Origin of the sequence: Rhizobium sp. NLR22b (assembly GCF_019685295.1) — a bacterium.
Classification (GTDB): Bacteria; Pseudomonadota; Alphaproteobacteria; order Rhizobiales; family Rhizobiaceae; genus Rhizobium.
Genome location: NZ_JABDWM010000008.1, coordinates 200,762 through 223,793 on the forward strand (window position 1 = coordinate 200,762; position 23,032 = coordinate 223,793).

The following is a 23,032-nucleotide window of genomic DNA, read 5'->3' on the forward strand; positions in this document are numbered from 1 at the left end:
GGGATATGCCGCACTGGCTTCCCCTATCTTCGACGTTGCTTTGGGCACGTCGCCTCTCCCCGCGTGCGGGGAGAGGGTTAGGTGAGGGGCAAGGGCGTGGACAGATGTCTTCAATAAGGCGCCGCCACCGGCCCCATGCCGACGTAAACCGTCTTCAGCTCGGAATAATGCTCCAGCGCCGCCAGCGAATTCTCGCGGCCGAAGCCCGATTGTTTCGAGCCGCCGAAGGGGATCTCGACCGGGCAGAGATTATAGGTGTTGATCCACAGCGTGCCGGCCTCCAGCCGGTCGACGACGCGGTGGGCGCGGGTGAGGTCGGCGGTGAAGACGCCGCCGGAGAGGCCGAATTCGCTGGCATTGGCGCGGCCGATCACCTCGTCCTCATCGTCGAAATCGAGCACCGACATGACAGGCCCGAAGATCTCCTCGCGGGCGATCGTCATGTCGTCGGTGACATCTGCAAAGACCGTCGGCTGCACGTAATAACCTTCGCCCGAGACATTGTTCGGAATGCCGCCGCCGGCAATCAGGCTTGCGCCTTCGGCCTTGCCCTTTTCGATATAGGCGATCACTTTCTCGCGCTGCGCCCAGGAAACCATCGGGCCGATCTGCGTCGCCTCATCCATCGGGTCGCCGATCATCATCGCCTCGGTGCGCGCCTTCAGCCGCTTCAGGAACTCCGTCTTGATCCCCTTCTGCACGAAGACGCGGGTGCCGTTCGAGCAGACCTGGCCGGTCGAATAGAAATTGCCGAGCATGGCGCCGCCGACCGCCGAGTCGAGATCGGCGTCGTCGAAAACGATGAGCGGCGACTTGCCGCCGAGTTCCATGGTCACATGCTTGAGGCTGCCGGCCGCAGCCGCTGCCACCCGGCGCCCTGTTGGCACCGATCCGGTCAGCGACACCTTGGCGACGTCGGTATGGTTGACGAGCAGCGGCCCGGTCTCGCGGTCGCCTTGGATGACGTTGAAGAGCCCCTTCGGCAGCCCCGCCTCGTGCAGGATCTCGGCGATCTTCAGGGCGCCGAGCGGCGTGTTTTCCGACGGCTTGAATACCATGGCATTGCCTGAGATCAGCGCCGGGGCCGCTTTCCAGCAGGCGATCTGCTGCGGATAGTTCCAGGCGCCGATGCCGACGCAGACGCCGAGGGGGACACGCTTGGTATAGGCAAAATCCTGGCCGAGCGGGATATGAGAGCCGTTGAGCCCGGCCGGCGCGACGCCGCCGAAGAATTCGAAGGCGTCTGCGCCCGACGTCGGGTCGGCGACGATCGTCTCCTGGATCGGCTTGCCGGTATCGAGCGTTTCCAGTTCGGAAAGCTCGCGGTTGCGCTCGCGCATGATCTCGGCGGCGCGCTTCAAGATGCGGCCACGCGCCATCGGGCTCATTGCCGCCCATTCCGGCTGGGCGCGTTTGGCCGCCGCGATAGCCTGTTCGACGATCGCAGGCGTTGCCGCATGCAGCCGGGCGATCACCTCGCCGGTGGCAGGATAAAGGCTCTCGATGACAGTGCCATCGCTATCCTCGACATATTCGCCATCGATGAAGTGCGAGGCTTTTGGCTGGGCTTTCATGTCATTTGTCCTTGGATGGTGCGAGGTAGTTTTTCCTTCCCCCGTTAAAAGGGGAGGCGCTGGCCAGAAGGGCGTTTACATAATCCTCCGTCAGCGCGATCGAGGCTTCGATGCCGATCGGCGCCGATTTCAGACTTTGCCTGATATAGAGCCCGTCGATCATCGCCGCAGCGCCCTCGGCGATGCGTTCTGCGGCGTCGGCTGGCAGCAGCGCCTTGAGATCGGCGAGCAGGTTGGAGCGCAGCCTGCGGGCATAGATCACCAGGAAGCGGCGCGTCTCCTCCGAACGCTGCGCTTCGGCGTAAAAGGCAAGCCAGGCGGCAATTGTATCGGGCGCGAACTGGTCGGCATGGAAGCTGACGCGGATGACGGCCGAAAGCCGCTCACGCGGCGTGCGCGCCTCCTTCAGCGCCGCCACCGTATCGCGGCGCAGCTGCCGGAGCAGCGAGCGGATCGTCTCGATCAGCAATTGCTCCTTGCTGCCGAAATAATGATGGGCAAGCGCCGGCGAGACGCCGGCCTGGCGGGCGATATCGGACATGGTCACGGCGAGCGAGCCGTGATCGCCGATCACCCGCAGCGCCGCATCGACAAGCGCCTTGCGGCGCACCGGCTCCATCCCGACCTTGGGCACGCCCGCTACCTCCTGAAAACGAGGCCCATCTTATTTTTGATTGACTGATCAATCAACAAAAATCTTAAGCGAATTGATTTGGCTCACATCTTTTCCGGAAGAACTGGGGCAACATATTCAAATGATCAGGAGGTGTGCTATGACCAGCGTCTTCAATGATATGCCCGAATCCTCGCTGCGATCGAAATGGGCATGGTTCCTCGGCCTCGGGGTCCTGCTTCTTATCTGCGGCCTCATCGCTCTCAGCAATCTGTTGATGGCGACCGTTGCTTCGGTCTTTTACGTCGGCATGCTCATGCTGGCCGGCGGCGTCATCTATCTCGTCCACGCTTTTCAGCTGCGCCGCTGGGATCAGGTGCTCTTCTGGGCTTTGAGCGGCGTGCTTTACGTGCTTGCCGGCATCTGCGCCTTCGTCAATCCCATTTTCACCTCGGCGGCCTTGACCCTGTTTCTTTCCATTGCGCTGCTCGTGGCCGGCCTATTCCGTCTCTGGGTCGGGATGCGCATGCGACCGCTCAAGGGTTGGCGCTGGATCGCTATCAGCGGTGTCATAACGGCGCTTGCCGGGTTTGTCATCGCGCTGGGCTGGCCGGTGAACAGCCTCTGGGTCCTTGGCCTCTTCCTGGCCGTCGACCTGATCGTCCAGGGATGGACGATGATCGCCTTCGGCCTTGGCCTGCGCAGTTGAACGGCGATGGGCCTTTTCTTTTTTGACAAGGGAATGGCGGGGGATTAGACTTTAGGGATTAGAGCCGTCCGGCATCTCCGGATGCTTCCGGTGCGAATGCACCAATGGCACCGGCGCAAGCGCCTGGAATGCCGAAAATGGTCATGCGTCCCCCAAAGGCAGGGTACTGCCTGAAGAAAAAAGGGAGGAAGTCCATGCCGATGGTCACCGTTTCCATCTCTCCGCAACAGGCAGCGGGCATCCGTGCCGCCGTCGACACGGGTGGTTACGCCTCGAGCAGTGAGGTCGTCCGCGAGGCGCTGCGCCTCTGGGATACCGCCCGCAAGCTCGGCGAAATCAAGGCAGATCTCCTCGACGACGAGAGCGTCGCCTCCGGCGGCAGATGCGTCGCCGACATGTTTGCCGATCATGAGGCGCAGCGCAGTCGCTCCGCCTGAATAAGCCAATGCTTGTAATGGGGAATTCGAATTCACGCGCAACGCGTGCCGGCGAGCCGCGTCTTTCACAAAACTTTCATATTGGCGAAAGGGTTCGTTGATCCTTCTGCGGCAGGTTCCTGACCAAGAAGAACAAGTCGCAGTGGAGATCGGCCCACAGTGAACACTGCAATATCTTTGGCTGGCGCCGTCGAGCCTGGCGTGCTGCGTCGTTATGCGAGCGATCAGATTGTAACCCTTGCCAAGCTCGTGGTCGAAAACGCCTTCCAGCCGATCGTCGAAGCCGGCACCGGTACGGTATTCGGTTACGAGTCCCTCATGCGCGGCCAGGAACGCATCGGCTACGACACGCCGGCCGATATTCTCGACGAGGCGCATCGGACCTGTCAGCTGCTGCAGCTCGAACAGATGGTCGCCAGCCGCGCGCTCGCCAAGTTCGCGACGCTGTCGAATTTCTCCACCTCGACGCTGTTCCTCAATCTTGACGTCCGGCTGATCCACGATGGCGAGCGCCTGGTGGAGAGCCTGCTGCAACATTTGCGAACGGCGAATATTCCGCCGTCCTCCATCTGTTTCGAATTCTCCGAGCGCTTCGACAATACCAGCGTGCCGGAATTCGCCGCCCTGGTTTCAAAGTTGCGGCGGGCCGGCTTCAAGCTGGCGATCGACGATTTCGGCGTCGGTCACGGCGAGATGAAACTGCTTTGCGATTATGCCGTCGACTATCTGAAGATCGACCGCCACTTCGTCGCCGAGATCGACCGCAGCGCCCGCAAGCGTCATCTGCTGAAGAGCATCGTCAACATCGCCCATGTGCTTGGCACGCGCGTCGTGGCCGAAGGCATCGAGACCGAGGCCGAATTCATCGCCTGCCGCGAATATGGCGTCGATCTCGTCCAAGGATGGTTCATTTCCCGGCCGACCACGCACATGTCGGAGCTGGCGCCGTCCTTCCCGCATCTGCAGGAACTCGGTAAGAGCAAGCGGGCGAGCCAGTCGCTCGACGAAATCCTCATCCGCAAGCAGATCGAGCTCTTGCCGACGGTCTACGAAAACGACAGCATCGACAGCGTCTTCGAGCTCTTCCGCCGCAATCCGCGCCAGGCCTTTTTTCCCGTCCTCAACGCCAATAGCGAACCGCGCGGCATCATCCACGAGCAGCACCTCAAAGAGTATATTTATCAGCCCTTTGGCCGTGACCTCCTGAAGAACAAGATGTATGAGCGCAGCATCTCGCATTTCGTCGAGATGGCGCCGATCGTTGGCCTCGACAGCGATGCCGAGCAGCTGATGGCGATCTTCGCCAATATGGAGGGCAGCAACTGCCTGATCCTGACCGACAATATGCGTTATGCCGGCGTTGTTTCCGCCGCTTCACTGATCAAGGTCATCAACGAGAAACAGCTGAAGACCGCCCAGGACCAGAACCCTCTGACCGGCCTCCCGGGCAATCGCGCCATCCGCGACTTCATGCGCCAGTCCGGCCGCGACGGCGATGAGGTCCGCCACTTCTGCTATTGCGACTTCGACAACTTCAAGCCGTTCAACGATGCCTACGGCTTCCATCTCGGCGATCATGCGATCTCGCTCTTTGCCGCGCTAATGCGCCGCTATTTCTTCGCCGAGCGCCATTTCCTCGGCCATGTCGGCGGCGATGATTTTTTCATCGGCGTCGTCGGCTGGACGAAGGAGGAGCTGACCGAGATCCTCGACCGGCTGATCAGCGATTTCCACGACGACGTGCTCGATCTTTATTCCGGCGAGCACCGCGCCGCCGGCCGCATCCTCGGCCACGACCGCACCGGCACCGAGGCCCTGTTCCCGCTGATGCGCTGCTCGATCGGCGTTCTCGAACTGCCGGAAGGCCTCGTCATCGACGATATCAACCGCGTCAGCGCCGAGATCGCCGTCATCAAGTCGGCCGCCAAGGAGAGCGATGAGGGCCTTGCCTTCCATTTCCTGGGCGAGGCGAATTGACGCCCTTGCCGCTTGCAGCCTTCCCAAGCCGGCCGGGCTGATCTATTCCGAACCTTCGGGATCAGGAGGGTAGCGCCATGTCATTGCCTCAGGAAATGCGTTTCGTTGATCTCAAGTCCTTCGGCGGACCGGATGTGATGGTGATCGGCAAGCGTCCGCTGCCGGTCGCCGGTGAAGGCGAGGTCCTCGTGCGCGCAGAGGCGATCGGCGTCAACCGTCCCGATATTGCCCAGCGTCAGGGCAGCTATCCCCCGCCCCAGGATGCGAGCCCGATTCTCGGGCTGGAACTCTCCGGTGAAATCGTCGAGGTCGGGCCTGGCGTCAGCGGCTATGCCGTCGGCGACAAGGTCTGCGGCCTCGCCAATGGCGGCGCCTATGCCGAATATTGCCTCCTGCCATCAGGCCAGATCCTGCCTTTTCCCAAGGGATACGATGCTGTAAGAGCCGCGGCGCTTCCCGAAACCTTCTTCACCGTCTGGGCCAATCTCTTCCAGATGGCCGGACTGACGGAAGGCGAGAGCGTGCTGATCCATGGCGGCACGAGCGGTATCGGCACAACTGCGATCCAGCTCGCCCGCGCCTTCGGCGCCGAGGTCTATGCCACGGCCGGCTCGATGGAAAAATGCGAGGCCTGCGAAAAGCTCGGCGCCAAACGAGGGATCAATTATAGGAGCGAGGATTTCGCCGCGGTGATCAAGGCCGAAACCGGCGAGGGCGTCGATATCATCCTCGATATGATCGGTGCCGCCTATTTCGATCGCAACATCGCCTCGCTTGCTAAGGACGGCTGCCTGTCGATCATCGCCTTCCTCGGCGGGGCCGTCGCCGAAAAGGTCAATCTCTCTCCGATCATGGTCAAGCGCCTGACGGTCACCGGCTCCACCATGCGCCCGCGCACGGCCGAGGAGAAACGTGCCATCCGCGATGATCTACTCTCCGAGGTCTGGCCGCTGCTTGAGGCCGGCACGGTCGCCCCGGTCATCCACAAGGTCTTCGCCTTTGAGGACGTCGTCGAGGCGCACCGGCTGCTGGAGGGCGGCAGCCATGTCGGCAAGGTCATGCTCACCGTTTGAGGTCAGCTTCGGACCAGCATTCGTGCGCAAGGTGAAGTTGATCCTGGCTGACTGTGAGTCTCCGGGGTCGTTGAACAGTCGTCTGATCGAAACTTGGCCCCGAAACTGCGCATCCCGATGTGGCGTTGCTTGCGCGTTGTAAGGTCCCTACGAGGAATACAATGGCTCTATTCCACGCCTGCCCCATCTGCCGCAGCAGAATTCCGCATTTCGTACCGCTTCCGCGCTACTACATCGACAAGGCGGTCGAACATGGCTTTCCCTATCGCATCGATGAATTCGAGACGATCAACCATCAGGCCTATAGCTGCCCCAATTGTCATTCGACCGATCGCGACAGGCTTTACGCGCTGTTCCTGACGCCGGTGTTCCAGCGGCTCGACCAGGCAAAGGCCGTGCGCTTCCTGGACATTGCGCCGGGCCGGGCCTTGAGCTTCTGGCTCAAAAGCCACCCGCACGTCTTTTACCGCAGCTGCGACATGCATATGCCGGAGGCAGACGACAAGGCTGATATCCATAACCTGCCCTATGCCGATGAGAGCTTCGACTTCGTGCTTTGCTCTCATGTGCTCGAACATGTCGACGATCCGGTGCGTGCCACCGCGGAAATCCGGCGTGTTCTCAAGCAGGACAGCGTCGCCATCCTGATGGCGCCCATCTGCCTGTCGATCGAAGACACCTATGAAAATCCCGAGGTGACGACGCCGGAAGGCCGCTGGGCGCATTTCGGCCAGGATGACCATGTGCGCATCTTCTCGAGGTCCGGCTTCATCGACGTGATCCGGCGCGCCGGTTTGGCGGTCCAGCAGATTCCGGTCACCGATTTCCTGACGCCCGACGTTTGCGATACCTATGGCATCGGCCGCGGCTCCGTCCTCTATCTCGGCGTGAAGCAGGAGGTTGTCCAGCAGGAGCCGGAACCGGAGCGCAACGTCGCCTGAGAGCACGGAAATCATTCAGTCGTGAAAAGGCGCCCGAAACCGAGGCGCCTTTTCAATTCACCTGTCTCTCAGGGTTATCGCCGTCGCGATCGCGATGATGCCCGGTAGCGCCATCAGCAGATAAAGCCAATGCGCCGCCAACAGTGCTCCTGGCACGCCGCCCGGTTCGACGAGGCCGGCGCCATTGGCGATGAACCCGGCGAAGGCGGCACCGAATGCCCCGCCGAGCGAGCTCATCGTCGGGATTGCCGCCGAGGCCTTGTCCTGTTCGTTGCTGGCGACGAGCTTCAGCACCATGGCGACGAAATGCGCCCAGCCGAGACCGATGCCGAACCCCATCATGAACATGGCGGCCGCCGCCGGCATGATGAGCGGCAAATCCCCCTGCGGATTGTCCATGGCGAGAAACAGGGCCAGCGAACCGGTCGCCGCCGTCTCGATCAGCGCGCCGGCGTCGATCGCCAGATAGGCTTGTCGGCCGCTGAACGAGCTGCCGAGGGCCGTTCTCCTCGGCACCCTCGTCGACCAGCTTGGGGCGGGAGCGCTCGACGCCGTCATCTCCGCCCGCGAAACCGAGACGCTGCAGCGCTATCGCCACGAGCTCGAAAACGCCGGCGAGCTTGCCGCTCGTGCCGAGGGCCTGGCTGCGATCCGCACCCGTGAGGGTTACATGGCCGACAGTTGGCGGGAGGCGGACGGCTCCTTCATGCTGGTTGAAAATCACTGTCCGATCTGCGCGGCGGTCACCGCCTGCGCGGGCTTCTGCCGCTCCGAACTCGAAACCCTCCGCGCCGCCCTCGGCACCGACGTCGAGCGCGGCGAAGATAGCCTTGCCGGCGCCCGCCGCTGCGCCCACCGCATCATGGCGCGTTAGATTGAGGCGCGGCGATTGAACCGGTCGTGTGCCCTGCGCCGCCTGCAATCAGGCCGGCTGCCGCGCCTGCCGCCTGCTGCTTTCCAGATGGAGCAACGCCCCAATCGCCGCCAGACCCGCGCCGGCGCCGACGAAGGCGGTGCCGGAATAATCGGTGAGCGATGTTCCGAAGGCGAAGAGCCCGGCGGCGATGCCGGTGCCGATGAAGGTGTTGAGCGAGAGCAGCGAGGTTCCGAGCCCCGGCCGGTCGGCGATCAGGTCCTGCAGATAGGTGATCGGCACGCTGAGGATTGCCGCCGCGCCGCAGGCGTTGACGAGCAGCAGCGCATAGATGTGCCATGGTGCGGAAGCAAATCCGAGCAGCAGCAGATACGCGCAATAGATCAGCGCGCCGAGGGCGAGCACATGCGCGGTGCGGAAGCGCCGCTGCGTCATGCCCCACATCATCATGAACGGCATTTCGAGAAGCGCCGTCAGCCCGGCGATGAAACCGACGTCGGCGACGTTTCCGCCCGCCGCACGGGTGATGATCAGCGGCAGAAGCATGCCGTTCAGCCGCTGCAGCGCGAACAGCAGCGCCATGATGAAGACGCGGATCAGCACGTTGGGCATGAAGATTCGCTTCAGCGAAGCGAGGAAACCGACCGGATCCGGGGGAGGGCCGGCGCTGCCGTTGCCGGGGGCGAAGAAGAAATACAGGCAGAAGCAGGTGCAGCTGGCGAGCGCCGCGATGCCATAGGCCGGCGTCATCGATGGCGAGTTGACGAGATAAAGGCCGATCAGCCCCGGCGCCAGCGCCCAGGAGCCGGAAAACAGCGCCCGCACCGTTGCCGTCACCGCAGCGCCCTCGCCACGCTCCATCTGGTTGGTCCTGGCGCGCAGGCTGGCGAAGAGCAATGAATAGGTGGAGCCGCTCATCGGCACCAGCAGCAGCGTCGAAAAGATGAAGATTGCCGGGCTGTGGATGATCGCGATCGATCCGAAGCCGAGCATGCCGGCCACCGAAAGCGAGAGCACCAGCGGCCGGCGTTCCTTCAGCCTGTCCGACCAGATGCCGAGCGTCAGACTCGTCGCCACGTTGACGATCGCCGAAAAGAACACCAGCGCCGAATAGGCGCCGTTGCTCAAGCCGAGTTCGTTGATCCCGATGATCGACTGGTAAGGCGCGGTCGAAGCATAGGTAAAGGCAAGCGCGACGAGCGTCACCGCGGGAATGCGGATCCTGTTGTCGCGCAGGATGAGGGAGAAACTGGATGACATGGGGGCGGTTCCTGACGCACCACTCTTAGCTGCATCCCACACATCAGGAAAACGATAGTTTTCGATCGCATGCGTCAGTTTCTGTGATGAGTATTGCGATGAGGCGATCGCCGTCCGACGGAGTTGCTTGGTCGAGCCCCGGGGCTGGATTCCAGGCTCAAGGCCTGGAATGACGGAGGGTAGGGGCTCGACCGGCAGAAGGCGCGACTGTCCCGACGGAGAATTGGCGCAGCCACTTGCTACTCCGCCGTACGTCACGTACTTGCCGCGCGAAACAGGCCACCCAAACCCCGTTGGCTTTCGCGCCCTGACGCGTTATGCCTGCCCATCCCGCCAGCATCCGGATGAGAGCCCATGACCAATCCTGTCACCATTGAAGTCACCCGTGGCCTGCTCGTGGAAAGTCGTCATCGCGGCGCGGTGGCGGTCGTCGATGGCGACGGCAGGCTTGTCTTTTCGCTGGGCGACATCGACGCCGCGGTTTTCCCGCGCTCGGCCTGCAAGGCGATGCAGGCGCTGCCGCTGGTGGAGAGCGGTGCGGCCGATGCCTATGGCTTCGGCGACAAGGAGCTGGCGCTCGCCTGCGCCTCCCATAATGGCGAGGACGAACATGTGGCGCTTGCCGCCTCGATGCTGTCGCGTGCCGGCCGGAATGTCGAAGCGCTGGAATGCGGCGCCCACTGGTCGATGAACCAGAAAGTCCTGATCCATCAGGCCCGCACGCTCGACGCACCGACGGCGCTGCACAACAATTGTTCCGGAAAACATGCCGGCTTCATCTGCGCCTGCTGTCACCGGGATATCGACCCGAAGGGTTATGTCGGCTACGAGCACCCGCTGCAGGTCGAGATCCGGGCCGCGATGGCAAGCCTGACCGGCGCCGTGCTCGGCGCCGAGAGCTGCGGCACCGACGGCTGCTCCATTCCGACCTATGCCGTGCCTTTGCGCAGCCTGGCGCAAGGCTTTGCCAGGATGGCGACCGGCACCGGGCTGGAGCCGGTGCGCGCCAAAGCATCCCGCCGCCTGATCGAGGCTTGCATGGCCGAGCCCTTCTATGTCGCCGGCTCCGGCCGCGCCTGCACGAAACTGATGCAGATCGCCCCCGGACGCATCTTCGTCAAGACAGGCGCCGAGGGTGTCTTCTGCGCTGCGATCCCGGAAAAGGGCATCGCCATGGCGCTGAAATGTGAGGATGGCGCCACCCGCGCCGCCGAAGCCATGGTGGCGGCCGCGCTCGCCCGCTTCTTCGAGACGGAAGAGACGGTGCATGCCGCTCTGATGGCCTTTGCCGCAGCCGCGATGCGCAACTGGAACGGCATCCATGTCGGCGATATCAGAGCGACCTCCGTCTTCTCGGCATGATGCCGAAATCGGTTCGCGGTTTTCGCACGACATCCTGCCCTGACTTTTTAGCGAATGATTAGGCTGCAGTGATTGTACCGTTGAGATCGCGATAAGGCTTCAGCCGCTCGGCCGTCATCTCCGTCGGTACGATCAGTCCTGCCACCTCGGCAATGCCGAGCACTGGGCAGGGCGAGACGAGGTCGAACTTCTCCTCCGTCAGCAGCACATGCGTTTCGGCCGAGCAGCGAGCGATGTGCCGCTTGATCGCCGCTTCCTCGAAATCGCCGGTGGAAAGCCCGTGCACGGGGTGGGCGGCGGTGACGCCGAGGAAGAACAGATCGGGGCGAAGCTGCGAAATCGCCGCCATCGCCGCAGCGCCCGTTGCCACCATCGAATGTTTGTAGAGCCGCCCGCCGGCCAGGATCACCTCCGCCGTCGGATGGTGCTCCAGCTCGGCGGCGATCGTCGGACTGTGAGTGGCAACTGTCAGCGCCATATCGCGCGGCAAATGCCGGGCAATCTCGGCGGTCGTCGTGCCGCCGTCGAGGAAGACCATCTGCCCCGGCTTGACCATCGCAGCCGCCTTAGCCCCGAGCCGCGCCTTGTTCTCGGACGAGACGCTGGCCCGCGCGGTAAAATCGGGCAGATCGGGCGCAAGCGGCATCGCGCCGCCATGCACGCGTTTCAAGAGCCCCTCCGCCGCCATTTCCCGCAGGTCACGCCGGATCGTGTCTTCTGAAAGCGAAAAATCCTCGGCGACACGCTTGGCGATCACCTGGCCGTCGCGGCGCAAGATGTCGAGGATCAGGGTCTTGCGCTGCGTCGTCAGCATTGTCTCTCCGCACGAAAATTCACGAGATGGCATGATATTGCATGAAATGACTCGACATTCAAGAAATATCGTGCATTTTCAGGAAATCCCGTGCATGAGGCCGGGAGTGCTCGCGCAGAAGCGGAGCGATGGAGTTGATCATGTTGATTTTGATTGCGGGGCCTTATCGGTCCGGAACGGGCGACGACCCGGAGAAGATGGCCGCCAACCTCAAGCGGCTTGAGGAACCATCTTATGCCTTGTTCAAGGCCGGCCATGTGCCGATGATCGGCGAATGGGTGGCGCTGCCGATCTGGCACGCCGCCGGCGGCAGATCGGTCGGCGACGCCCTCTACGAGGAAATCTTCCATCCGGTCGCCGGCCGGTTGCTGCAGCTCTGCGAGGGCGTGCTGCGCCTGCCGGGCGATTCCAAAGGCGCCGACAACGACGTGCGCATCGCCAGGGAACGCGGCATCCCGGTCTGGCACCGGCTGGAGGATGTACCGGGCTGCGGGTGAGAGCGGGGGTGTTGCCTCTCACCCTGACCTTCTCCCCGTTTTGACGGGGAGAAGGGACGTGCCAAACGCAACCTCGAGATAGAGGAAGCGGGTGCCCCACACCCCTTCTCCCCGTCAGAACGGGGAGAAGGGGTGGCGGCAGCCGGATGAGGGGCGGCAGCAAGGCACGCCGGCAATCGCCCGCAAACCATCGATCTCCCCGGTTCCGGCGCACCAATCCCCGCGCTATAAGACGTGCCGAAAGGGAGTGGACAACCATGCTGACATTATATTACGCGTCCGGAACCTGCGCGCTCGCAAGCCTTATTGCCCTGGAAGAATCCGACCTTGCCTTCGAGACTAAGAAGCTCAGTTTCCGCGATGGCGAGCAGCGTTCGCCGGACTATCTGAAGATCAATCCGAAGGGACGGGTGCCGGCGCTCGTCACCGATCGCGGCGTGCTGACGGAAACGCCGGCGATCCTCGGCTTCATCGCGGAAAGCGCCCCGGCCGCCAAACTCGCGCCGCTCGGCGATGTCTTCGAAATGGCGCGGCTGCAATCCTTCAACAACTATCTCTGCTCGACCGTGCATGTGAACCACGCCCATCGCCCGCGCGGCTCGCGCTGGGCCGACGATCCGGCGGCACTCGAGGCGATGAAGGCCAAGGTGCCGCAGAATATGGCCGATTGTTTCGGGCTGATCGAAGAGACGATGTTCAAAGGCCCGTGGGTGATGGGCGAGACCTATTCGCTGGCCGATCCCTACCTCTTCGTCATGACCGATTGGCTGCCGGCCGACGGCGTCGATCCCGCCCGCTTTGCAAAGGCAAGCGACCATCACGCTCGCATGCTGCAGCGCCCCGCCGTCCAGCGGGCGCTAGCCTTCGACCGGGGCTGAGGGGCCGGCATATAGAGCTCGTCCAGTTGCGCAGGTTCGGTCCTTGCCGTCCCGGTCGGCCAAAGACATCAGGAGATCGGCGTCGGCTTGGATTCTTGGCCCTCGCTTCGGCCGCATCGGTAAGGTTGTTGTCCCAGATGGGGCCGCCGAGCAGATCGTCGATGAGTGTCGGGTGAGCCGGCGCGCAGGGTGTCGTAATCGTGGGCCGACAGCACGACGGCCACGCGTTCGCCGCCCAGTGTGACGAATTGCGGCCCGTCGTCGCGCCTTGCGCACCACTTCCGATAGTCGGTTTCTCGCGTCCCGCAATCGCCATTCCATCATCCGCCCCCCAGTTGTGCGATGTATTCATGCTACGCCGGTCGGGGCGCCATCCCCAGCCCGATTACCCGCCAGCCCCTTGGTATTTGCGGGTGGCGTAGCGCCAGTGGGCGATGGCGAGCAGCACCCAGATGGGGCCGGCGGCGAGCGCCACCGGCCCGGCCCAGTCGCCGAGGATCGGGATTGGTTTGCCGAGCAGGGCGCCGACGGGAACCGAGCTGGTCAGCGCCAGCGGCACGGCGGTGATGAGGATGATCTGGATGCTGCCGGGAAAGATGTTGAGCGGGTAGCGCGTCAGCTCCCAGAAACCGAAGAAGATCGAGAACAGGTGGTTCGACCGCACCCACATCAGCGCCGTCGCGCCGATCATGGTGATCATCGCAGCGGTGAGCAGTGTCGCGCTGACGATCGCGACCAGCAGGAACGCCACGGACGGGGCCGTCCAGATGAAGTCGACCGACAGGACGGCCCAGCAGAGCAGCGGCACTGCCAGGATGATGTGGCCGGCATAGCCGACATTGAGGCCGGAGAAGACGAGATAGGCCCAAGGGCTGAACGGCTTGACCAGGAGTGTGTCGTAGGTGCCGAGCCGCACCAGCTCCTCGAGGTCGCACAATTGCACGAAGCTCATTGCTGCACCGAGAGAGTAGGCGAGCAGCTGGAAGCTGAAGAGCAGCGCCAGCTCCGGCCAGGTCCAGCCGCCAAGCCTCTGGAAGCGGGCAAGCAGGATGCCGATCGTGGCAAAGACGCTGCCGTAGGAAAGGATCTGCGCAAGCCGGTCGAGCCAGAAGGCGCCGCGATATTCCATTTGTGAGCGCACATGCATGCGCACCAGCAGCGGAATGACGCGAAGGTGATGAAGGAACACGATCAGCCTCCCTGCACGGTGATGCGGCGCGAGGCCAGGCGCCACAGCCAGAGCACGCCCAAAAGGAACAGTCCGGCCCAGCCGAGGGCGAGGCCGAGATGCAGCCAGGTGTCGGCCACGGAGAGCCTGCCGAGATAGACCGCGTTGGGATAATAGACGACCCAGGCGAAGGGCAGGTGGCGGGCGATCGTCGCTAAGGGCTCGGGGAAGAACCAGAAGGGCACCAGCAGGCCGGAGAAGAGATGCAGCAGGGCGCCGAGGATCCAGTCCAGCGAGAAGCTCGTCATGAGCCAGAAGGCGATCAGGCCGAACAGCGCCGACATCAGGAAGATCAGCGCGAAGGACAGCGCCCAGAAAGCGATAAACATCAGAGCGTGAAACAGGCTTGCCGGCGCAAGCATGCCGTAGAACAGGGCGGTGAAGGCGACGGTCGGGATTACCTGCGTCGCCAGCCGATAGGAAAAGCTGCCGCATTCATTGGCGAAGAGATAGAGCGGGTAAGAGAGCGGCTTCAGCAGCCAGACGGCAATATCGCCTGTCTTGAGAGAGCGGCCGATCTCGCCGATGATCCTTTCGGGGCGGGTGGCGCCCATGACAGCGCCGCCGAGCAGGGCGTAGGTCACCATCTGCTGCAGCGAAACGCCGTCGACGACGGTCGCGCCGACGCCGGCATAGACGGCGAGCCAGATGGCGACGCGAGCGACGACCTGTACAAGCTTGCCGAAGATGTTGGCCCAGACCTCGTTGCGGTAGGCGAGCTGCGCGTGAAAGGAGCTGCGGGTGAAGGCGAGATAGGCGCTCATGAGGCCCTGGCCCTGGCGTTGCGACCCTGGTAGAAGGTGCGGATGACTTCTTCGATGTCAGGCTCGTGCAGCGCCACATCCTTGAGATCGCGGTCGCTGCCGACCTCCGAAAGAATTTTGACCAGCGACACGTCTTCGCGCTCGATCAGATATTCCTTACGCAGGCCCTCGTCGTTGACGAGCGACGCCGTGCTGAGCCGCAAGGGGCCGGGGTCGCTGGCAAATTCCAGCGTCAGCCGCCGGGCCGAGCCGAGGGCGGCGCGCAGGCTGCGCAATTCGCCATCGAAGATCAGCCTGGAGTGATCGACCATGATCAGCCGCGGGCAGATCGTCTCGATGTCCTGCAGGTCATGGGTGGTGAGAATGATGGTGACGCCGCGTTCGCGGTTGATCTCGGCGAGGAACCGACGCACGGCATCCTTGGCGACCACGTCGAGCCCGATCGTCGGTTCGTCGAGGAAGAGGATCTTCGGATCGTGCAGCAGCGACATGACGATCTCGGCGCGCATGCGCTGGCCGAGGCTGAGCTGGCGCACCGCCCGGTCGAGGAAGGGCGAGAGATCGAGCAGCTCGCTGAAGTGACGCAGATTGTCCGCATAGCGGGAAGCCCGGATATCATAGATGCGCTGGTGCAGGGTAAAACTGTCGATCAGCGGCAGGTCCCACCACAGCTGGCTGCGCTGTCCGAAGACGACGCCGATCTCGCGCGCATTGTCCATGCGGGAGAGATGCGGCGTGCGGCTGAGCACCGAAAGCGTGCCCTCGCTCGGCACCAGAATGCCGGTCATCATCTTGATCATCGTCGATTTGCCGGCGCCGTTCGGGCCGAGATAGCCGACGGCCTCGCCGGCCGTAATATCGAAGCCGATATCGGAAACGGCCTGAACCTCGGTATATTCGCTCGTCACCAGCGTCTTGAAGGCGCCGAGCAGGCCCGGAAATCTCTTGTGCTGCCGGAAGCGCTTGCTGACGCCCCGTGCTTCGATCAAAGCCGGCATGTCTATTCCCTCGGATGTGATGCGAGCCGACTCGGGCGGCGATGGGGCTTGCGACACAGGCTAGCGCGAAGTGAGATTCGTGCAAAGACAAGTTGAGTTTCGACCGATCGCTTCGGCCTTGTGTCGCCACCACCTTTGACCGATCCCCGCCTGCGCTACATTGAAGGCATGGAAATAATCTGCGCCTTGCTCATCGTCGCTGCAGCCATCGCGATCATCGTCCTTGCCGGCCGATGGAACACCTCGGATGCCGATCACTATATGGGCTTCGGCAATCTTCGTTCGCGCCGCAGGCGGCAGCCCGGCGACGATGATACGAAAGAGGAATGAGCGCCGTTTCGAAGGCCGTCTTCGGTCGGGCGCCTCCGCAACGGCGGTCAGTGTGCCTGGCGCTGCGAACACTGACGCAGGATCGTCGCCGCATTGTTCGGCATCGGCCGTTCGACGCGCCGGTAGACGCTGCCGTCGCGCGTCCGGCGCATCAGGCCGAGGTCACAAAGTTCCCGACGCAGCAAAGCGTGATCTCCAAACAGGTGCCTGTCGCGAAGAAGAGCATTGACTTCTTTTTCGGACATATCCCTCGCTGAGGGAATATACGACCAGAGAATCCAAAGCGCCGTGATCTGATCCATGCGCCGCGAGGGCCAGCGTACCAGGCGAAGCTCTTGGTCGAACCTGCGTTGAACACGGTCGATATGCTTTCGGTCGACCGCGGGGTCGGCGACAGGCGCCGCTGTCGGGGGGAGGGCCTCGCTGTCAACGAGATCAGTTTGCGCCCGCAGGCTCTGGAAATTGCCGTAACCGGCAGCCCGTGCCAGCATGTTCAAGAACTGGAGGTGAGAGGGAAGCCCCTCATGGGCGGAGAGCTGCAGGCGAAGCGACTTGGCAAATGCGGAGGCATCGCTCACCTGGAGCGGGATGAGTTTTCTGGACATGACCTATCCTTTGGTCGTGCCGTTCCGGATGGATTATCGGTGATCGCCCTTCCGACATGGCACGGGATCGGTGTCCATATCTCAGTCATTGTCAGGTTTAGCGTGTTCCGGAGAACGGCGATGCCTGGGTGAACTGCAGACCCGATGCAGGAATTATCACCGCGCCCTCGATATTTCAACGGTCTTCACGCTCGGTGGCTCCGGCCGGGCGATAGCCTTTTGCGGGGCGGGGTCCATTCGCACGGGCCAAGCACGCAGGTCTCTTCTCCACAGCTACGGGTTTCAGCTTGTCGGCCATGACCGGAACAAAGCAGGCGGTCTGGATGTTTGACGCATGCTCTGCGGCATCTGACGAATTGTGCGACATGGCCAAATCTGCTCGGGGAGATCACGTCACCTGGAATTCGGAGGCCGGGCAGGTCTCCGGCCACATCATTGCGATCCGCACCCGGGATTTTGACTACAAAGGTCATCGCCGCCGCGCCACCGAGGCCTCACCCCAATACGAGATCAAGAGCGACAAGAGCGACCATATCGCTGCCTATAGGGAAGATGCATTGCGGAAGGTCAAAGGAGGATAGGATGAACCCGAAAAGCACGTTGAGCATTGCCGGTCATCCGATCCACCCGATGTTGATCCCGTTCCCCGTCGCCGCCTTCGTCGGCACGCTTGTTGTCGACATCGTCTACGCCAGATCGGGCGATCCGGCCTGGGCAGTTGCGACCAACTGGATGCTCGGCGCCGGCCTTGTCATGGCGGCGTTGGCGGCAGTTGCCGGCTTGATCGACTCTTTCGGCGACAGCCGCATTCGCGACCTGCGCGACGCCTGGTTTCACATGATCGGAAACGTCATTCTCGTCCTGATCGAGGCCTTCAACCTCGGGCGGCGGCTGGCCGAAGGCGGGGACTTCATCGTCCCGACCGGATTGGTGCTGTCTTTGATCGCTACCGCCCTTCTTCTGTTCAACGGCTGGAAAGGCTGGGAAATGGTCTATCGCCACCGCGTCGGCGTCAGCGAGGATCCGGCCAATCCGACGAGATAATGAACGGCATCCCATCCAACGCCAGCATGTCCGCCCCATCCTTCGAGGCCCCCGCAGGGGCACCTCAGAGACTCTCTTGACTACCGGCGCTTGCTGCTCTGAAAATCATCATTGCGGCCGAGGCGAACGGCGAGACACCGCTCGAATTGATCGAGGGCTGGTCTCGCTCCATCGCTCGGCTTGACGCGTCAAAACCGGCGCATGCGCAATGTCGAGAAGAATATGATCATCGAATTGACGGCCCATGATTTCAACGCATTGCTGAAAGGTTTCGCGCCTGTAAATACCAGCCTGGTTTCCGATAGCGCCATCGCGCCTCCTGAGGTCCTGGAGATGCTGGCCAGGATTGCAGCAGAGATTGCCGCCCAATTCATCCCGTCGGCCTGGATGATTGTGGAGGCGACCGAAATCGTCGGGCTGTGCTCCATCATTCGCGCACCTCAGAACGGCGAAATCCACATCGGCTATGGGATCGCGCCCAGTTGCCAAGGACGTGGATCCGTCACGCGCGCCATAGGAGAATTGCTGGAATGGGCGCGGCAGGATCCGCGCGTAACCCTCGTTTCGGCCGATACGGCCATGGAAAACATCGCTTCGCAGCGTGTCCTCGAACGAAATGGCTTTATCCGCACCGGCGAGCGCATCGATCCTCAGGACGGTCCGGTGATTTGCTGGCAGGCATCTGCCGTTTAACGGACGCCGGCATAAGGCAAATTAGCAAATGCGCGGGAGCGGTGCTCACGCGCATTTTGCCAGCGGCGACCTGCCCTTGGCATGCAAACCGCTCTCCGCTCCCAGCGGCAGATCGGCGATTTCGCGCAGCGACATGCGTTGGACCTCGGGATGCCGAAGCGGGTCGTTCTTCCAGGCCGGGTCGATTTGCGCGCCCGCCGCAACGGCGGGCTTCAAGAAAAACTTCAGCCACGACATGGCAAGCCTCGCATTCTCCAGCGACGCGGAAAGGTGACCACCCGGCCGCTGGTGCCAAATAACCCTCTCCCTCTCACCGCGTCGTCGCCGGTCGAGTGGGATCCTCTATGCTTATAATGTCTGCCTGCACCGGTGCTTTTTCAATTGAGATTACCGCGGCGGCGTTATAGGAAAACTATATGAAGAACCTGAATAGCGTCCATCTCAACGGCCTCAGGGCCCTGGAGGCCGTCGGTCGTCTTGGCTCGCTGCAGGCGGCCGCCGACGAGCTCGGCGTTTCGGTCGGCGCGGTCAGCCAGCAGGTGATCAAGGCCGAGGCGCAATTGGGGCAAGTGATCTTCGAGCGCACCGCCCGGGGCATGATCGCCACCGAAGCCGCCCGTCCGGTGCTCACAGCGCTCGACGAGGGCTTTGCCCGCCTTTCGGCGGCAGTCTCGATCGCAAGCCGCAAGGACGATACGATCCTGACCATCTCGGTGGCGCCGGTTTTCGCCGCCCGCTGGCTCGTCCATCGGCTTCATCGCTTCGCCAAACGTTACCCCGACATCAAGCTGCGGCTGGATGCGACGACCAATCTCGTCAATCCCGCGATCTCAGACGTCGACATCGGCATCCGCGTCGGCGCCGGCAAATGGCCCGATGTGAAGGCCGAGTTGCTGCTGGAGCAGGAGGTCTTTCCTGTTTGTTCGCCCGAGATGGCGGCCAACCTGAAACAGCCTGCCGACATCCTCGCTTTGCCTGCCATTATCGATGGCCCGGCCATGTTCAGCTGGGAAGTCTGGATGAGCGAGGCCGGACTGTCGGGCGCGACGCTTGCGACGCGCCACGTCTTCAACGACGCCTCGCTCTGCCTCGACGCGGCGATCGCTGGCCAGGGCGTCATGCTCGCCTGGCAGACGCTTGCCGCCTTTGCGCTGGCCGAAGGCCGGCTGGCAGCGCCGTTCGGCATTCGCGCGAAAACCGGCTTCGGCCATTATTTTGTGACGGCCGAAGGCACACGCGAGCCGAAGAAGGTCAAGGATTTCAAGGCCTGGATCCGCGAGGAAATGGCCGGCACGCTGGCGCTTTTTCGGTAGCGTTAAACCTCGATCGGCTCCTTGCTGCGGGCCGCCTGCATCGCCTTGTAGGCCGGGCGGGACTGGCAGCGTTCGATCCAGGCCTTGATGTTCGGATGCGCGTCGAAAAGATCCGCCTCGCTCTGGGCATAACGCAACACCTCGGCGATGTTGAGATCGGCGACGGTGAAGCGATCGCCGACGATCCACTGCCGGCCAGCGAGGTGACCTTCGAGCGCCGCAAGCGGCCGGCGCAGCCTGTAGCAGGCGGCGGCGATCGTCTGCTTGCCGTCGTCGCTGTTCTCAAGCCCGTTATCATAGGTCAGGACGATCCGCACCGAATGCGGCTCGATCTGCGAGGCCGCCCAGATCGTCCACATCGTCAGCAATCCGTCCTCCTCGACGGTTTGGCCGGAAAGCTGCCCGCCATGCTTGCGCGCGAGGTAGAGATTGATCGCCAGCGACTCGTGCATGATGAGGTCGCCGTCGCGAATGCTGGGGATCTGCGCCATCGGGTTGAGGGCGGTGAACTCGGGCGAATGCGTGTTGAGCGGCGCCTCTTCGGCGAGCGGGTCGGCAAGCCGCCTGGCCTGCAGCACGGGCACGGAGCGGAATTCGAGCCCGAGCTCCTCCGCAATCCAGTAGACGCGCGAAGCGCGCGATCGATAGACCCCATAGATTGTCAGCATGACGATATTCCCTCGCTGTGTCGCAGGAACCGTAGACGCCGGATCACCCTCGGAAAAGTCCTCGCCGCTGATGGGACGATGAAAGCTTTTGATGCGGCCGGGACCTTCCCGACCGGATCGAGCACAATTGGGAACAATGAGAGAGCCGGCGGGTTGGACCCTGAGATTGGCGCCCTCGCGGCGCCGAAAAGCGATGAGCCGCGTGCGCAGCGCGGGCCAGGCAAAGGAGGAACTCATGACGGGCAAGAAGACGCATGAACAACAGCTTCGTGTCATCGAGAAACGCGAGAAGACCGCAAATGCCGGCGAGGATTTCGACGCCGGGGCGGATCTGCAACGCAATGAGCAGGCGAAGGAAGCCTATCGCAAAGGCAATGATCTGAAGGCCGATCCGGACCTCCGCAACGACGACCGGGCCATGACGCGCGGCCGCAATCAGGAGAGCGAGCATAAAAAGGGAAGCGGTCGTCCCTGACGATAACGGAGCCCCGAACATCAAGGAGCCCCTTAGAAAGGAGAATGTCATGACTTTGACATTGATCAGCAAGGCTTTTGCCCAGGATCAGCCGATCCCGAAGAAATATGCGCGCGCCGGCGAGAACCTCTTTCCGCCCCTTACCTGGAGCGGCGCCCCCGAGGAGACCAGGAGCTTTGCTCTGGTGGTTGAGGATCCGGATGCTCCGCATGGCACGTTCCGCCATTGCGGCATTGCCAATATTCCCGCTGAGTGGAGAGCCCTGGCCGAAAGCGTCGATACGGCGCCGGAGCAGGCGCCGCGCTTCTACAAGAACGATTTTGGCAATGCCCGTTACGATGGCCCGCAGCCGCCGGCAGGCGATCGCCCGCATCACTACATCTTCCGCCTCGCGGCCCTCGACGTGCCGAAGCTTTCTACGCCGGATGCCGCCGGTATCAGCGCGATGTGGGCGGAGGCAAGGAAACACGCATTGGCGGAAGCGACCGTCACCGGCACCTATCAGACGCACTGAGCAAAGGCGGAGCCGCGTGTCAGGACACGCGGTTTCGCTCAACGGTCAACTGCGCATAGGGTGCGCCGCCGCCCGCCATTTCAGCGGAGACTTGTCTGTCCCACTCAAAACCGAGGACCGCCCCTTCGCCAACCTCCTGGAAGATGTTGTCGGTGATGACGGCCGTGCCTGCCCCCTCGGCGACCGAGACGGCGCATCCCACAGGCGCCTTGCGCACCACATTGCCGCTGACGACGACATTTCTGAGATAAGGCCCCCATCCGATCTGCAGGCCCCAGCGTGGCGCGCCCTCGATCGCATTGCCGGACACCAGCGTATCGGCTTCCGCCGCAATGCCGATGCCGAAGCCGACCTCGTGCTTGTAGGGGCCTTTCAGCGTCAGGTTGCGCACGACATTGCCGGTGACGCTCGCGAGCCGTCCGCCCTCGTCGAAATTGGCGATCGAGATGCCGTTTGCCGCGCCGTCAACCATATTGGCGGAGACGACGGCGCCTTCGAAGGCGAATTCGACATAGATTGCCGTCTCGCCGGAGCGCCGGCACTGGTTGCTGCTGATTTGGATATTCGAGGCCGAATTGGCGCGGATGGCGGTAAAGGCGCAGTCGGAAATCTGGTTGTTCACCACCATCACCCCGTCGGCGCGAAAGACATTGATGCCGTTGCCGTTCTGGCCGGTGCCGCCGTCGTTGGCGCGGATGTTGAAAATCCGGTTGCCGGAAACGACCGTGCCGTCCTCCGCCTTCTTCCAGCGATGCACGAGGATGCCGCCATTGCCGCAATTCGAGACCGTATTGCCCGTGATCGACAGATTGGCGGAATCGACGGCGTAGAGCCCTGATTGGGCGGCGCCCGAAATGCGGCTGCGTTCGATCCGACCGCCGCAGCGCTCCAGTTGCAGGCCGTGTTTGCGGCTGCCGCCGATCTCGCAATTGTCGATCAGCACCTCGTCGACGCCGGTAAATTGCAGGAGCCCGCCGGCGTAATCGCCGAGCCAGCGGTTGCCGCCGTCGATGACGAGATTGGAAAGCTCGATGCGCCTGATGTTCTCGGCCGCAAACAGATGGCCGTCGCCGGTATAGACGATCCGCGAAGCGCCGGGCACGCCTGATATGCGCGTATTGTCGGGCAGGGTGAGGTTGGAGATCTTATAGGTGCCGGGCGGCAGGAAGACCGGCACGTTCTCGGCCGCCGCCTGCCTGATCATCTGCTCCAGGTTGCGGGTCTTGCGGTCGCCGCTTTCGGGAGCGGCGCGATATTCCACTCCGTCGATCGCGCCGCGCAGATCGGGCTGGCTGGCAGCCGTCAGCGGTGAGGCAAGCGCGCGCGATGTCCCTCCCGCAAATGCGGAGGCGGCGAGAAAGAGAAGCATGTCGCGGCGAAAGGGCATTCCG

25 protein-coding genes and 4 pseudogenes are annotated in these 23,032 nt (G+C 62.8%); 16 read left to right on the forward strand and 13 right to left on the reverse strand.

Translation table 11 applies throughout. The features are described from left to right. Window positions 1-110: 110 nt before the first annotated feature. Together betB and betI are read right to left on the reverse strand one after the other, a co-directional pair. Entirely contained in the window at window positions 111-1,574 is a 1,464-nt protein-coding gene (betB, locus tag HJC00_RS15365) for a betaine-aldehyde dehydrogenase (RefSeq protein ID WP_210628708.1), read from the reverse strand. Window position 1,575: 1 nt separating this feature from the next. Beyond that, window positions 1,576-2,208: a transcriptional regulator BetI gene (gene betI / locus HJC00_RS15370; RefSeq protein ID WP_210628707.1), complete on the reverse strand. Its 633-nt coding sequence runs from the start codon at window positions 2,206-2,208 to the stop codon at window positions 1,576-1,578. Window positions 2,209-2,347: 139 nt separating this feature from the next. On the opposite strand from betI, the gene HJC00_RS15375 reads away from it, so the two are divergent. The 5 genes and pseudogenes from HJC00_RS15375 to HJC00_RS15395 all read left to right on the forward strand — a co-directional run bounded on the left by HJC00_RS15375 (window position 2,348) and on the right by HJC00_RS15395 (window position 7,324). Continuing rightward, window positions 2,348-2,896, forward strand: coding sequence for an HdeD family acid-resistance protein (locus tag HJC00_RS15375; protein WP_210628706.1), 549 nt, complete (start codon window positions 2,348-2,350; stop codon window positions 2,894-2,896). A 194-nt stretch (window positions 2,897-3,090) separates the two neighbouring features. Continuing rightward, entirely contained in the window at window positions 3,091-3,333 is a 243-nt protein-coding gene (locus HJC00_RS15380) for a type II toxin-antitoxin system ParD family antitoxin (RefSeq protein ID WP_210628705.1), read from the forward strand. 119 nt (window positions 3,334-3,452) lie between these two features. Next, window positions 3,453-5,310: pseudogene (locus HJC00_RS15385) on the forward strand (GGDEF domain-containing protein). A gap of 77 nt (window positions 5,311-5,387) precedes the next feature. Further along, window positions 5,388-6,383, forward strand: a complete 996-nt coding sequence (locus HJC00_RS15390; protein WP_221146820.1) for an NAD(P)H-quinone oxidoreductase — start codon at window positions 5,388-5,390, stop codon at window positions 6,381-6,383. Between the two features lie 161 nt (window positions 6,384-6,544). Then, window positions 6,545-7,324: a class I SAM-dependent methyltransferase gene (locus HJC00_RS15395; RefSeq protein WP_210628702.1), complete on the forward strand. Its 780-nt coding sequence runs from the start codon at window positions 6,545-6,547 to the stop codon at window positions 7,322-7,324. Between the two features lie 57 nt (window positions 7,325-7,381). Here the strand turns inward: HJC00_RS15395 and HJC00_RS15400 are convergent. Continuing rightward, a pseudogene (locus tag HJC00_RS15400) lies at window positions 7,382-7,822 on the reverse strand (MFS transporter); the annotation flags it as partial. Window position 7,823: 1 nt separating this feature from the next. Here HJC00_RS15400 and HJC00_RS15405 point away from each other — a divergent pair. After that, a pseudogene (locus HJC00_RS15405) lies at window positions 7,824-8,198 on the forward strand (helix-turn-helix transcriptional regulator); the annotation flags it as partial. A 48-nt stretch (window positions 8,199-8,246) separates the two neighbouring features. Here the strand turns inward: HJC00_RS15405 and HJC00_RS15410 are convergent. After that, the gene (locus HJC00_RS15410) at window positions 8,247-9,458 is read right to left on the reverse strand and encodes an MFS transporter (RefSeq protein WP_210628701.1); all 1,212 of its coding nucleotides are present in this window, start codon (window positions 9,456-9,458) and stop codon (window positions 8,247-8,249) included. A 354-nt stretch (window positions 9,459-9,812) separates the two neighbouring features. Between HJC00_RS15410 and HJC00_RS15415 the strand changes: the two genes are divergently transcribed. Then, entirely contained in the window at window positions 9,813-10,820 is a 1,008-nt protein-coding gene (locus HJC00_RS15415; protein ID WP_210628700.1) for an asparaginase, read from the forward strand. 58 nt (window positions 10,821-10,878) lie between these two features. On the opposite strand, the gene HJC00_RS15420 is transcribed toward HJC00_RS15415, so the two are convergent. Further along, the gene (locus tag HJC00_RS15420; protein ID WP_210628699.1) at window positions 10,879-11,634 is read right to left on the reverse strand and encodes a DeoR/GlpR family DNA-binding transcription regulator; all 756 of its coding nucleotides are present in this window, start codon (window positions 11,632-11,634) and stop codon (window positions 10,879-10,881) included. A 140-nt stretch (window positions 11,635-11,774) separates the two neighbouring features. Between HJC00_RS15420 and HJC00_RS15425 the strand changes: the two genes are divergently transcribed. Further along, window positions 11,775-12,131: a hypothetical protein gene (locus HJC00_RS15425; protein WP_064692660.1), complete on the forward strand. Its 357-nt coding sequence runs from the start codon at window positions 11,775-11,777 to the stop codon at window positions 12,129-12,131. A gap of 257 nt (window positions 12,132-12,388) precedes the next feature. After that, window positions 12,389-13,009, forward strand: a complete 621-nt coding sequence (locus HJC00_RS15430) for a glutathione S-transferase family protein (protein ID WP_210628698.1) — start codon at window positions 12,389-12,391, stop codon at window positions 13,007-13,009. A gap of 82 nt (window positions 13,010-13,091) precedes the next feature. Here HJC00_RS15430 and HJC00_RS32590 read toward each other — a convergent pair. From HJC00_RS32590 to HJC00_RS15445, 4 genes and pseudogenes are all read right to left on the reverse strand, one after another. Next, window positions 13,092-13,330: pseudogene (locus tag HJC00_RS32590) on the reverse strand (type II toxin-antitoxin system Phd/YefM family antitoxin); the annotation flags it as partial. Between the two features lie 64 nt (window positions 13,331-13,394). Next, window positions 13,395-14,198, reverse strand: coding sequence for an ABC transporter permease (locus tag HJC00_RS15435; RefSeq protein WP_221164312.1), 804 nt, complete (start codon window positions 14,196-14,198; stop codon window positions 13,395-13,397). Between the two features lie 2 nt (window positions 14,199-14,200). After that, a complete protein-coding gene (locus HJC00_RS15440) occupies window positions 14,201-15,001 on the reverse strand; it encodes an ABC-2 family transporter protein (protein WP_221164313.1) in 801 nt (266 codons plus the stop codon). Then, window positions 14,998-15,999 carry an ATP-binding cassette domain-containing protein gene (locus HJC00_RS15445; RefSeq protein ID WP_221146825.1) on the reverse strand — a complete coding sequence of 334 codons (1,002 nt, stop codon included), beginning with the start codon at window positions 15,997-15,999 and terminating at the stop codon, window positions 14,998-15,000. Before HJC00_RS15445 ends, HJC00_RS15440 begins: the two co-directional genes overlap by 4 nt. Before the next feature lie 186 nt (window positions 16,000-16,185). Between HJC00_RS15445 and HJC00_RS15450 the strand changes: the two genes are divergently transcribed. Next, the gene (locus HJC00_RS15450) at window positions 16,186-16,329 is read left to right on the forward strand and encodes a hypothetical protein (protein WP_210628694.1); all 144 of its coding nucleotides are present in this window, start codon (window positions 16,186-16,188) and stop codon (window positions 16,327-16,329) included. 47 nt (window positions 16,330-16,376) lie between these two features. Here HJC00_RS15450 and HJC00_RS15455 read toward each other — a convergent pair whose 3' ends face one another. Next, window positions 16,377-16,934 (reverse strand): DUF2087 domain-containing protein, encoded by a 558-nt coding sequence (locus HJC00_RS15455; protein ID WP_221164314.1) that lies wholly within the window; start codon window positions 16,932-16,934, stop codon window positions 16,377-16,379. Window positions 16,935-17,299: 365 nt separating this feature from the next. On the opposite strand from HJC00_RS15455, the gene HJC00_RS15460 reads away from it, so the two are divergent. The 3 genes from HJC00_RS15460 (at window position 17,300) to HJC00_RS15470 (ending at window position 18,671) form a co-directional block, all read left to right on the forward strand. Further along, the gene (locus tag HJC00_RS15460) at window positions 17,300-17,515 is read left to right on the forward strand and encodes a DUF2945 domain-containing protein (protein ID WP_221164342.1); all 216 of its coding nucleotides are present in this window, start codon (window positions 17,300-17,302) and stop codon (window positions 17,513-17,515) included. A 1-nt stretch (window position 17,516) separates the two neighbouring features. Next, window positions 17,517-17,978, forward strand: a complete 462-nt coding sequence (locus HJC00_RS15465) for a DUF2231 domain-containing protein (protein ID WP_221146826.1) — start codon at window positions 17,517-17,519, stop codon at window positions 17,976-17,978. A gap of 201 nt (window positions 17,979-18,179) precedes the next feature. Continuing rightward, window positions 18,180-18,671 (forward strand): GNAT family N-acetyltransferase, encoded by a 492-nt coding sequence (locus HJC00_RS15470; protein WP_221164315.1) that lies wholly within the window; start codon window positions 18,180-18,182, stop codon window positions 18,669-18,671. A 45-nt stretch (window positions 18,672-18,716) separates the two neighbouring features. Here the strand turns inward: HJC00_RS15470 and HJC00_RS15475 are convergent, their stop codons facing one another. Continuing rightward, entirely contained in the window at window positions 18,717-18,908 is a 192-nt protein-coding gene (locus tag HJC00_RS15475) for a hypothetical protein (RefSeq protein ID WP_221164316.1), read from the reverse strand. A 179-nt stretch (window positions 18,909-19,087) separates the two neighbouring features. Here HJC00_RS15475 and HJC00_RS15480 point away from each other — a divergent pair, with 179 nt between their 5' ends. After that, the gene (locus HJC00_RS15480) at window positions 19,088-19,984 is read left to right on the forward strand and encodes a LysR substrate-binding domain-containing protein (RefSeq protein ID WP_221146828.1); all 897 of its coding nucleotides are present in this window, start codon (window positions 19,088-19,090) and stop codon (window positions 19,982-19,984) included. Between the two features lie 2 nt (window positions 19,985-19,986). Here the strand turns inward: HJC00_RS15480 and HJC00_RS15485 are convergent, their stop codons facing one another. Next, window positions 19,987-20,652 (reverse strand): glutathione S-transferase family protein, encoded by a 666-nt coding sequence (locus HJC00_RS15485; protein ID WP_221164317.1) that lies wholly within the window; start codon window positions 20,650-20,652, stop codon window positions 19,987-19,989. 235 nt (window positions 20,653-20,887) lie between these two features. Between HJC00_RS15485 and HJC00_RS15490 the strand changes: the two genes are divergently transcribed. Together HJC00_RS15490 and HJC00_RS15495 are read left to right on the forward strand one after the other, a co-directional pair. Next, complete coding sequence (locus HJC00_RS15490; RefSeq protein ID WP_210628688.1) at window positions 20,888-21,127, forward strand: hypothetical protein; 240 nt, start codon at window positions 20,888-20,890, stop codon at window positions 21,125-21,127. 49 nt (window positions 21,128-21,176) lie between these two features. Continuing rightward, the gene (locus HJC00_RS15495) at window positions 21,177-21,641 is read left to right on the forward strand and encodes a YbhB/YbcL family Raf kinase inhibitor-like protein (protein ID WP_210628687.1); all 465 of its coding nucleotides are present in this window, start codon (window positions 21,177-21,179) and stop codon (window positions 21,639-21,641) included. Window positions 21,642-21,660: 19 nt separating this feature from the next. Here HJC00_RS15495 and HJC00_RS15500 read toward each other — a convergent pair whose 3' ends face one another. Continuing rightward, on the reverse strand, window positions 21,661-23,028 hold the full coding sequence (locus tag HJC00_RS15500) for a TIGR03808 family TAT-translocated repetitive protein (RefSeq protein WP_221164318.1): 1,368 nt from the start codon (window positions 23,026-23,028) through the stop codon (window positions 21,661-21,663). Window positions 23,029-23,032: the final 4 nt, after the last annotated feature.

What these genes read in the sequence shown, in the direction of transcription:
- HJC00_RS15420 (WP_210628699.1), bottom strand. Translation starts at nt 11,634, where the DNA reads ATGCTGACGACGCAGCGCAAGACCCTGATCCTCGACATCTTGCGCCGC.
- HJC00_RS15430 (WP_210628698.1), top strand. Translation starts at nt 12,389, where the DNA reads ATGCTGACATTATATTACGCGTCCGGAACCTGCGCGCTCGCAAGCCTT.
- HJC00_RS15460 (WP_221164342.1), top strand. Translation starts at nt 17,300, where the DNA reads ATGGCCAAATCTGCTCGGGGAGATCACGTCACCTGGAATTCGGAGGCC.
- HJC00_RS15465 (WP_221146826.1), top strand. Translation starts at nt 17,517, where the DNA reads ATGAACCCGAAAAGCACGTTGAGCATTGCCGGTCATCCGATCCACCCG.
- HJC00_RS15490 (WP_210628688.1), top strand. Translation starts at nt 20,888, where the DNA reads ATGACGGGCAAGAAGACGCATGAACAACAGCTTCGTGTCATCGAGAAA.
- HJC00_RS15500 (WP_221164318.1), bottom strand. Translation starts at nt 23,028, where the DNA reads ATGCCCTTTCGCCGCGACATGCTTCTCTTTCTCGCCGCCTCCGCATTT.
- HJC00_RS15445 (WP_221146825.1), bottom strand. Translation starts at nt 15,999, where the DNA reads ATGCCGGCTTTGATCGAAGCACGGGGCGTCAGCAAGCGCTTCCGGCAG.
- HJC00_RS15395 (WP_210628702.1), top strand. Translation starts at nt 6,545, where the DNA reads ATGGCTCTATTCCACGCCTGCCCCATCTGCCGCAGCAGAATTCCGCAT.
- HJC00_RS15475 (WP_221164316.1), bottom strand. Translation starts at nt 18,908, where the DNA reads ATGTCGTGGCTGAAGTTTTTCTTGAAGCCCGCCGTTGCGGCGGGCGCG.
- HJC00_RS15470 (WP_221164315.1), top strand. Translation starts at nt 18,180, where the DNA reads ATGCGCAATGTCGAGAAGAATATGATCATCGAATTGACGGCCCATGAT.
- HJC00_RS15440 (WP_221164313.1), bottom strand. Translation starts at nt 15,001, where the DNA reads ATGAGCGCCTATCTCGCCTTCACCCGCAGCTCCTTTCACGCGCAGCTC.
- betB (WP_210628708.1), bottom strand. Translation starts at nt 1,574, where the DNA reads ATGAAAGCCCAGCCAAAAGCCTCGCACTTCATCGATGGCGAATATGTC.
- HJC00_RS15425 (WP_064692660.1), top strand. Translation starts at nt 11,775, where the DNA reads ATGTTGATTTTGATTGCGGGGCCTTATCGGTCCGGAACGGGCGACGAC.
- HJC00_RS15390 (WP_221146820.1), top strand. Translation starts at nt 5,388, where the DNA reads ATGTCATTGCCTCAGGAAATGCGTTTCGTTGATCTCAAGTCCTTCGGC.
- HJC00_RS15485 (WP_221164317.1), bottom strand. Translation starts at nt 20,652, where the DNA reads ATGCTGACAATCTATGGGGTCTATCGATCGCGCGCTTCGCGCGTCTAC.
- HJC00_RS15415 (WP_210628700.1), top strand. Translation starts at nt 9,813, where the DNA reads ATGACCAATCCTGTCACCATTGAAGTCACCCGTGGCCTGCTCGTGGAA.
- HJC00_RS15495 (WP_210628687.1), top strand. Translation starts at nt 21,177, where the DNA reads ATGACTTTGACATTGATCAGCAAGGCTTTTGCCCAGGATCAGCCGATC.
- HJC00_RS15410 (WP_210628701.1), bottom strand. Translation starts at nt 9,458, where the DNA reads ATGTCATCCAGTTTCTCCCTCATCCTGCGCGACAACAGGATCCGCATT.
- HJC00_RS15455 (WP_221164314.1), bottom strand. Translation starts at nt 16,934, where the DNA reads ATGTCCAGAAAACTCATCCCGCTCCAGGTGAGCGATGCCTCCGCATTT.
- HJC00_RS15380 (WP_210628705.1), top strand. Translation starts at nt 3,091, where the DNA reads ATGCCGATGGTCACCGTTTCCATCTCTCCGCAACAGGCAGCGGGCATC.
- HJC00_RS15375 (WP_210628706.1), top strand. Translation starts at nt 2,348, where the DNA reads ATGACCAGCGTCTTCAATGATATGCCCGAATCCTCGCTGCGATCGAAA.
- HJC00_RS15480 (WP_221146828.1), top strand. Translation starts at nt 19,088, where the DNA reads ATGAAGAACCTGAATAGCGTCCATCTCAACGGCCTCAGGGCCCTGGAG.